Origin of the sequence: Microbulbifer aggregans (assembly GCF_020524005.1) — a bacterium.
GTDB classification, from domain to species: domain Bacteria; phylum Pseudomonadota; class Gammaproteobacteria; order Pseudomonadales; family Cellvibrionaceae; genus Microbulbifer; species Microbulbifer aggregans_A.
In genome coordinates, this window is the sequence record NZ_JAIVKK010000017.1 from 1 (window position 1) to 7,733 (window position 7,733).

Below are 7,733 nucleotides of genomic sequence, written 5' to 3' on the forward strand. Positions count from 1 at the left end.
AATTGCCCACTGATCTAGCTATCTGGAAGGAGCTGGCAAGTAAATACCACATTGATTTGTTTTGTGGGATATTCATGGAAGAAAGCAATGAAGGAATGGATATATCGCCCAGAACATTGGAAGAGCTTGGCAAACGCGGTATTACACTCGCGCTTGATATTTACGATGGAGCGGAGTAACTCAATGCCTAACAATCAGCGGCAGAGCGACAGCCAACGCTACGCACCTTTTGTGTTACTCGCTGGCGCTCAAACATTAACACAAAAGGCGCTCCGCGCTGGCTGCGCCTGCGCTGGGCGTTAAGTGTGGAAATATGATCATCCAATTTTCAGATTGTCAGGGAGTTTATGAACAGGCAGTTGTCTGGGTTATGGGTATATCTATATTAGTGGCAATATTTTCTGGTTTGGTACTTATCACAGGCGAAAAAGCCATAGATAAAAAAGGCGCTTTTGTTATTGAGTTGCTGGGTCCATTACATCTTCTGTTTACAGCAAAGTACTTAACTGATAAAGCTGCAAAGTGGCGGTTCCCATTTTTTGGCTCAGTTTCGGTAATTGCAGTTTGTGTAGTCTGTTTCAATGTATTTAATGTGTGCGCGGCAAACACTTAACAAGCGGCTGTTGTCGCCCCTTCGGGGCTGGGACGGCCTTTCCGCTGCTTCGCAGCTCCAATTCCGCCCCAAAGCCGGGCGTTATGGTGCCGGTCGGTAAAAATAGGTTTTTGTGGTGCTGCAAGTTTTGCGCATTATTTTGGCATCCAGCATTTCGCGTTTTGCCAGGACACATTCAAGCAGTTTCGTTCCTAGAGTGTTCGCTCTGGTTCGGTAGAATAGGGTAGTCCGCTGCAGTATTGTCACGTGCCGGTGAGATAATTATAGGTTGGGGAAAGTACGGTATTCTTTCCTCTTTCAAATGGGCGGTGGCCAGCCAAGCCGTGGCTGGCAAAGTGCCGGAAAGCGAGCGCGGCGTTAGCAGAACGTAAAGGACGACAAAGTGAAATTATCTACTTTTATTATATTTTTAATTTTTTCAAGTCTGAGTTTCGCTGAGAAATTTGCCATTGATGATGGCGCATTTTATTTTGAAGCAACTGAGATAACTGACTGTATGAGCCTCGGTTCTAGAAGTTCATATACTATGGATTGCTTGGAATTTTTTGATAGTAGTGCAAGAAATGCGTTGGAAAGAGAGTTCTCAAAGTTAAGTTCTAAACTCACTCGAGATACAGACGAGTTAAACGAAGCGCAAAGAAAATGGGTAGAGTTTGCCGATGCGCAATGTAAACTCGAGGCTGCTGTCACAAAGTCATATGCAGAATCGGACATCGAGTGGAATCGTTTAAATAAAATATGCCTACAAAACCAGTATTTGGCGCGTATAAATTACTTAAAAAGCATTGACACAGAGTGCGCTGGCTGCATCAAGTGATCCCTGCTAACAATGCGCTGCAGGCCGACGTCTAACTTTGTGCACTTTATGCGCGGTCGCTTCGCTCCTATTTTCGCGCATAAAGCGCCCAAAGTTAGCCGCGGCTGAGCGCGGCGTTATGTGTCCCCAGTATGAATAGAGAAGACGCACAGAAACTCATAGAGTCCGAAATTTCTCGGCTTCAAGATCCGTATGACCCGATAGAGTGCGTTGTGCTGGAAGATGAGACCATCGAAAAACCTTGGGGCTGGGTATTTTTTTACCAGAGTAAGGCCTATCTAGAATCAGGTGATTTTCGAGATATGGTTGGCGGAAATGCCCCATACATAGTAAATCGGCAAACTGGCGCAATTACAGAAACTGGCACAGCACACGATATAGAGCACTATATAAATGAGTACGAAGCGGCGTTGTAGTCCAACACATAACAATCAGCGGCAGAGCGACAGCCAACGCTACGCACCTTTTGTGTTACTCGCTGGCGCTCAAACATTAACACAAAATGCGCTCCGCGCTGGCTGCGCCTGCGCTGGGCGTTATGGTGCCGGTCGGTAAAAATAGGTTTTTGTGGTGCTGCAAGGTTTGCGCATTATTTTGGCATACAGCATTTCGCGTTTTGCCAGGACACATTCAAGCAGTTTCGTTCCTAGAGTGTTCGCTCTGGTTCGGTAGAATAGGGTAGTCCGCTGCAGTATTGTCGCGTGCCGGTAAGATAATTATAGGTTGGGGAAAGTACGGTATTCTTTCCACTTTCAAATGGGCGGTGGCCAGCCAAGTCGTGGCTGGCAAAGTGCCGGAAAGCGAGCGCGGAGTGCGGCATACCATAACAAGGCGCTGCAGGGCGACGGCTTACTTTGTGCACTTTATTGCGCGGTCGCTTCGCTCCCATTTTTGCGCAATCAAGCGCACAAAGTAAGCCGCCCCTGAGCGCGGCGTTAAGTGAGTAAAGGAGTACCGATGAAATCATTTATATTTAACCTGGCGGGCCTCCTAGGTTCTTGGCAATTTATAGAACTTTCCTCAAATGATTCACTCAATTCGGTCTTCGCGCCAATCGTATTTACTGGCTTTCTCATATCTAGCATTCTTTGGTTCATTGTGAAGTTTGGTGTGAACCAACGTACCAATGGTGGAGCTTATTTTGGGGGAGATGGCGGTGGTCATGGTGGTGGCGGAGACTGCGGAGGTGGGGGAGACGGTGGGTGTTAGCCCCCACTTAACAAACACGGGCAGTGAAGCTCCGGCCCTTCGGGCCTCCGCGGGACGGCTTACCTTATGCACGTTTTGCGCGGTCGCTACGCTCCCATTTTCGCGCAAAACGCGCATAAGGTAAGCCGCCCCTGCCGTGGGCGTTAAGACATAAGACGTAAGAAATAGACGGAAAACGTAATTATGGATTTTGGTAAATTAACAACCACTTTTTCAACAGCAATAGCGGCAGGAGCTTTTGCTCTTAGTGCCTGGATTTGGGTGTCGGATAATCATGCAAAGAAAGTTACTGACTGGCAGTCAGTGGTTGTTTACGAAGTAATAAGAGATGGAAAAGGAGTCACATTCCAAGATATAAGGACAATGTACTTAGATAAGGCAGCGCAACTCAAAGATTTTGACTTGTCTAAGGATGATATTAGCGATTCCGCACTTCAAAAAATTCTAATTAATCTGAGTTCGTCAATGATTGTCTATCTAGATTTTTCAGATAGATATTACATTAGCAAGCAGCCAAAAAGAGATGAGCGGTCCATGGGAAATTTTGATGATTTCCAAATTAAACAGGATACGCAAGAAAAGATGCGAGCTAGAATTGTTAGAATTATTGAGGATGATCCAGAAAAATATACTACAGATGCGATATCTCGAAAGCTTCGAGATGTTAATTTGAAGTTTGAAGATTACGAGCTCAATAACATTATGTATATGCTAGAAGGCCAAAGTATTATCCACCAAAATTCTGATGGTCGTTGGCTACGAAGCCGGCGGTCTTAACAAAGCGCTGCAGGCCGACGTCTAACTTTGTGCACTTTATGCGCGTTCGCTGCGCTCTCATTCTCGCACACAAAGCGCACAAAGTTAGCCGCGGCTGAGCGCGGCGTTATAACTCGAGGGAGTGAGCCATAAAAACTTGTCCTTATTGCACAAATACATTGCCTTTCTTCAATCTGATAAAGCAACGGCTCACTTTTTCTGCATCAAAAGCATTAGTCTGCTCAAGCTGTACATCGGTTATATCCAAAAGAGGCGGAGCCAGCATGTGGCCGTCTATAGCCATTGGATCGACTGGCGGTTATCTCCTGGGAAAATTTATGGGAGGTTTTAGCCTTAAGGCTATATTACTCTCGTTTATTGTAGGGTTGACTTTGTTCATAATATTATCCTACCTCACGGCACCAATCCGCGATGCATAGCGCAAGTTATAACAAGGCGAGGCATTTCGTTCCGGCCCTGCGGGCCTCCACCGGACAGCTTACTTTGCGCACTTTATGCGCAGGTCGCTTCGCTCTCTTTTTCGCGCATAAAGCGCCCAAAGCAAGCTGCCGCTGCTCGCGGCGTTAAGCCTACAGAGGAATAGCAATCGTTGAGTAAGTATGTCAGCTGTATTTTGAATGAACTCGACGAGTCAGAATTAGTCGGCGATGATTTTGAATTATTCGTGATTTTATTGAATATGGATGATTCTGGTGAAATTACTTCAGCTGAATCAATTGAACCGATCGGCAAAGTTGGCTTTGATATCGAGAATGAGGAATGTCTTTTTTATATGACGCCTGGAAAAAAGGCGGCAAAGGTTTCCGATGTGTACTCGGAAATAGAATCGATAGATTCTAGTTTCACGCTTGTCTCTGCACTGGAGAAAAAACTTCACGGCTCCTGGATAAGAATAGATAATCCAGTAATAGGCTTCGGGGAAAATATCGAGGAAAAGCGGTTCTTCATAGCCTGCAGGGCTTAACAATCAGCGGCAGAGCGACAGCCAACGCTACGCACCTTTTGTGTTACTCGCTGGCGCTCAAACATTAACACAAAATGCGCTCCGCGCTGGCTGCGCCTGCGCTGGGCGTTATGTGTCAGTAGAGATATGGAAATCGAAGAGCATTTAATAGTCTACAAGCAGAGCATTTAAGTTGTTGGGTGGGGGCTGGTGGGTCTTTCAATATTCTTTGCCCTGTCCAATAAATCAATATACCCTGGGTATGTCGGGGAGTTTTGGTTTACATTCTGTGTCATTAATGGCGCCTCACTGTTGTGGTTGCTATTGGCCTTAGTAAGGCCAGGCTTTCGGAGAAGCTCCGTAATTTCTGTCTTTACGCCCTTTTTAGGTGGTACCGTTATTTGGTTTGGCCTACTAGCTATCATATTTATTGGAGCAAACACATAACAAGCGGCTGTTGTCGCCCCTTCGGGGCTGGGACGGCCTTTCCGCTGCTCCGCAGCTCCAAGTCCGCCCCAAAGCCGGGCGTTAGTGTTTTTTAGCGCGGTGGCATTTGGGTTTTGGTTTTCGGAAAGTCCGGTGTATTAAATCGTGGTTCCGATACGTAGTGTGGCCAGAATTGGCAACGTGAAATCGTGGCTCCACTATTAAGCATCGGAGAGTCGGCTTCTGAACATTGGCGGGCAACTCTATTTGTGCCGTGCCGCAAAAGGCTAATCGTCGGCTTCGCCCACGATTTGGGTAGAGCCGGAAAGTGTGTGCCAAGTCGGCGGCACCGCACCGGGGTATTTTCAGGTATTGTAGGGGCTAAACCGTTCGTTCTTGTCAGTGGTTGCATCGAACTGGGGTGTACAAAATATAGTCAGTCAGAAGCCCGAAACACTAACAAGCAGCGGCAGAGCGACAGCCAACACTACGCGCCTTTTGTGTTACTCGCTGTCGCTCAAACATTAACACAAAAGGCGCTCCGCGTTGGCTGCGCCTGCGCTGGGCGTTAAGTGTCAAATTGGATTCAAAGTATGAAGGGATTCTCTGGGCAAGAAAAATTATCGACAGTTGGTCTGGTTTACCTTTTGGCTCCAGCAATACTGTTATGCCTGCTCTACTTAAACATACCCATTTCACCATATCCGGAAATAGTACTGGACTCAGCTATCGTTATTTGGTGCATTGCAGCATCAATCGCAATATGGCGCTGTGCATTCAATTCACCGTTTAAAGTACTAGGGTACTTTGCTCGTATAGTTCCAGTTTTCTTAGTTGTTGTACTATTTGCTAGCTTGTCTAGCATAATTGTAACTGCTATGGGTATCGCTACATTCGGTGCGCCGCAGTGAATACACTTAACAATGCAATGCAGCCGACGTCTTACTTTGTGCGCTTTTTGCACGGTCGCTGTGCTCCCATTTTCGTGCAAAAAGCACACAAAGTAAGCCGCGGCTGATTGCGGCGTTATGCGTCATAAAGGAATACCATGAGCGCATCTGAATTATGTCGTTGGATAATCGGTGGTAGCTGGATCTATCATGGTCTTGTTCCAAAGATTATTCAGATCGCTCCACTAGAACAAGCAATGACCAAAAAATTTGGCTTTGGTGAGGAAGTATCGTATTTAATTACTAAGGCTGCTGGAGTAGGTGAAATTCTATTTGGCATAGCATTTTTAATTTTCTACCGCTCAATATTATTGAACGTGGCTAGCTTGGTTACATTGTCTGCTCTATTAATTTTTGTTGCATTTAGTTCTCCTCATTTATTGATGGAGGCTTTCAATCCTGTAACTACAAATATTCCATTGATTGCCTTGAGTGCAATCCTCATTATGGAACTTCGTAGTGCCAGGCCGCATAACAAGGCGCTGCAGGCCGACAGCATACTTTGTGCACCTTTTGCGCGGTCGCTGTCGCTCCCATTTGCGCGCAAAACGCGCACAAAGTAAGCTGCGGCTGAGCGCGGCGTTAGCACCCATGTTCATCTGTGAGGCATATGGAAGTTACAGAAGTACATTTTAGAGACAAGGCTGTGGCACAGGTTTCAGTTGGTTACGATTGGGCGTCGTCAGAAAACTACGCAATCATCACAATGGCTGAGGCAGATGGAAGCACAAAAAGCTATCGTATCAATGGGCTGACTGAGTATGCGATTTACGAAGATTTCAGCTGTGGCGTCTTTGATCAATGCAAGCTGATTCGCGGCTTTGAGAGTGTCTATCTTTCTCTAGATCCATACTCTGAGATTGGGTTAATCGAGGATAAGGACAATTTTTTCTTCCGTGGTAAGTCAATCGAGCATGTGTCAGCCCGGTGCTAACAATACCAAGCAGCGGACCTCCGTTGCGGCGCATTTTGCGCCTCCACTGCGGCCACTGTTGGCGGCGTTAACCTTCGGTAAGTATGAATATCGAGCTATTGATTGAAAATCTAGAATCTAAGAATTCGAGTTTCTTTGATGAAATTTTAGATTCGCGTGACGGAGATGCCTTTGATTCCGCTTGGGTGGCTACAAATCAGATGGTTCCGAGTGAAGCAAAGATATCTGGTAATGAGTCCACGTTTCTAATTCTCTCATCGGTAACAAAACATCATGAGATATGCTCATATATTCAGGACGATTTTGAGTTGCTAGAACGGGCAGCAACGTGTGGTATTGAATCCCCGTTTCTGAGTTACTTAAGAGAGTGTTACGAGCAGGGTATAGTTCCATCGCAGTGGAAAGGTTAACAAGGCCAGGCAGTTTGCTCCGGGCCTCCGGCCCTCCGCGGGACAGCTTACCTTGTGCACGTTTTGCGCAGGTCGCTTCGCTCCCATTTTTGCGCAAAAAGCGCACAAGGTAAGCTGCCCCTGCTGGCGGCGTTATGCAAGGAGAGTAGAAAACGTATGGAAGCCATAAATTCACTTCAGAATACCCAAATTGATATAGCGTCAAAATTTCGAAATAAGGCTGCAGGATCTGTATTGTTGATAGGCCTTGCACTGGCTGTAATGATTTGCAGTTCTCAGGGAGTCATGTTGCCATCAATTGACAAGCCGGAGATCTGGTTTCAGAGAAGTGGGTCAGTAGCTGTATTTATAGCTGTTTATCTTGAGTACATAGCACAATACCAGCTAAAGACAATTCCTGAGCTTGCTCGTGAAGGGATCAACTTGAGCAATCCATATTCAAATTATTTTGGTTGGATTTCAAAGGCCTGCGTGGCCTTGGCTGTCGTAGGTACAATTGTTTGGGGGTATGGCGACTTACTGTACCTTGTAGCTGCATAACAAGTGACTATGGCTCTGAGTCAACCGCTTAGGCCATATTTCCCTCCCAGGCAGTACCATTTCGTACCATGCTGTTGAGGATAACAATCATCTTGCGCATACATGCCACCAGAG

At 46.3% G+C, this 7,733-nt stretch carries 9 protein-coding genes; all 9 read left to right on the forward strand.

Annotation, left to right across the window (positions count from 1 at the left end; genetic code table 11):
* Window positions 1–313: 313 nt before the first annotated feature.
* Complete coding sequence (locus LC093_RS19845) at window positions 314–613, forward strand: hypothetical protein (protein WP_226669109.1); 300 nt, start codon at window positions 314–316, stop codon at window positions 611–613.
* Between the two features lie 382 nt (window positions 614–995).
* Window positions 996–1,430, forward strand: a complete 435-nt coding sequence (locus tag LC093_RS19850) for a lysozyme inhibitor LprI family protein (RefSeq protein WP_226669114.1) — start codon at window positions 996–998, stop codon at window positions 1,428–1,430.
* A 131-nt stretch (window positions 1,431–1,561) separates the two neighbouring features.
* Window positions 1,562–1,846, forward strand: a complete 285-nt coding sequence (locus LC093_RS19855) for a YrhB domain-containing protein (protein WP_226669117.1) — start codon at window positions 1,562–1,564, stop codon at window positions 1,844–1,846.
* 541 nt (window positions 1,847–2,387) lie between these two features.
* Window positions 2,388–2,639 (forward strand): hypothetical protein, encoded by a 252-nt coding sequence (locus LC093_RS19860; protein ID WP_226669134.1) that lies wholly within the window; start codon window positions 2,388–2,390, stop codon window positions 2,637–2,639.
* A gap of 183 nt (window positions 2,640–2,822) precedes the next feature.
* On the forward strand, window positions 2,823–3,416 hold the full coding sequence (locus LC093_RS19865; protein ID WP_226669120.1) for a hypothetical protein: 594 nt from the start codon (window positions 2,823–2,825) through the stop codon (window positions 3,414–3,416).
* 589 nt (window positions 3,417–4,005) lie between these two features.
* Window positions 4,006–4,380, forward strand: coding sequence for a hypothetical protein (locus tag LC093_RS19870; protein WP_226669123.1), 375 nt, complete (start codon window positions 4,006–4,008; stop codon window positions 4,378–4,380).
* A gap of 1,453 nt (window positions 4,381–5,833) precedes the next feature.
* Entirely contained in the window at window positions 5,834–6,298 is a 465-nt protein-coding gene (locus LC093_RS19875; protein WP_226669126.1) for a DoxX-like family protein, read from the forward strand.
* Between the two features lie 47 nt (window positions 6,299–6,345).
* Entirely contained in the window at window positions 6,346–6,669 is a 324-nt protein-coding gene (locus tag LC093_RS19880) for a hypothetical protein (protein ID WP_226669129.1), read from the forward strand.
* 566 nt (window positions 6,670–7,235) lie between these two features.
* On the forward strand, window positions 7,236–7,619 hold the full coding sequence (locus LC093_RS19885; RefSeq protein WP_226669131.1) for a hypothetical protein: 384 nt from the start codon (window positions 7,236–7,238) through the stop codon (window positions 7,617–7,619).
* The last annotated feature ends 114 nt before the right edge of the window (window positions 7,620–7,733 follow it).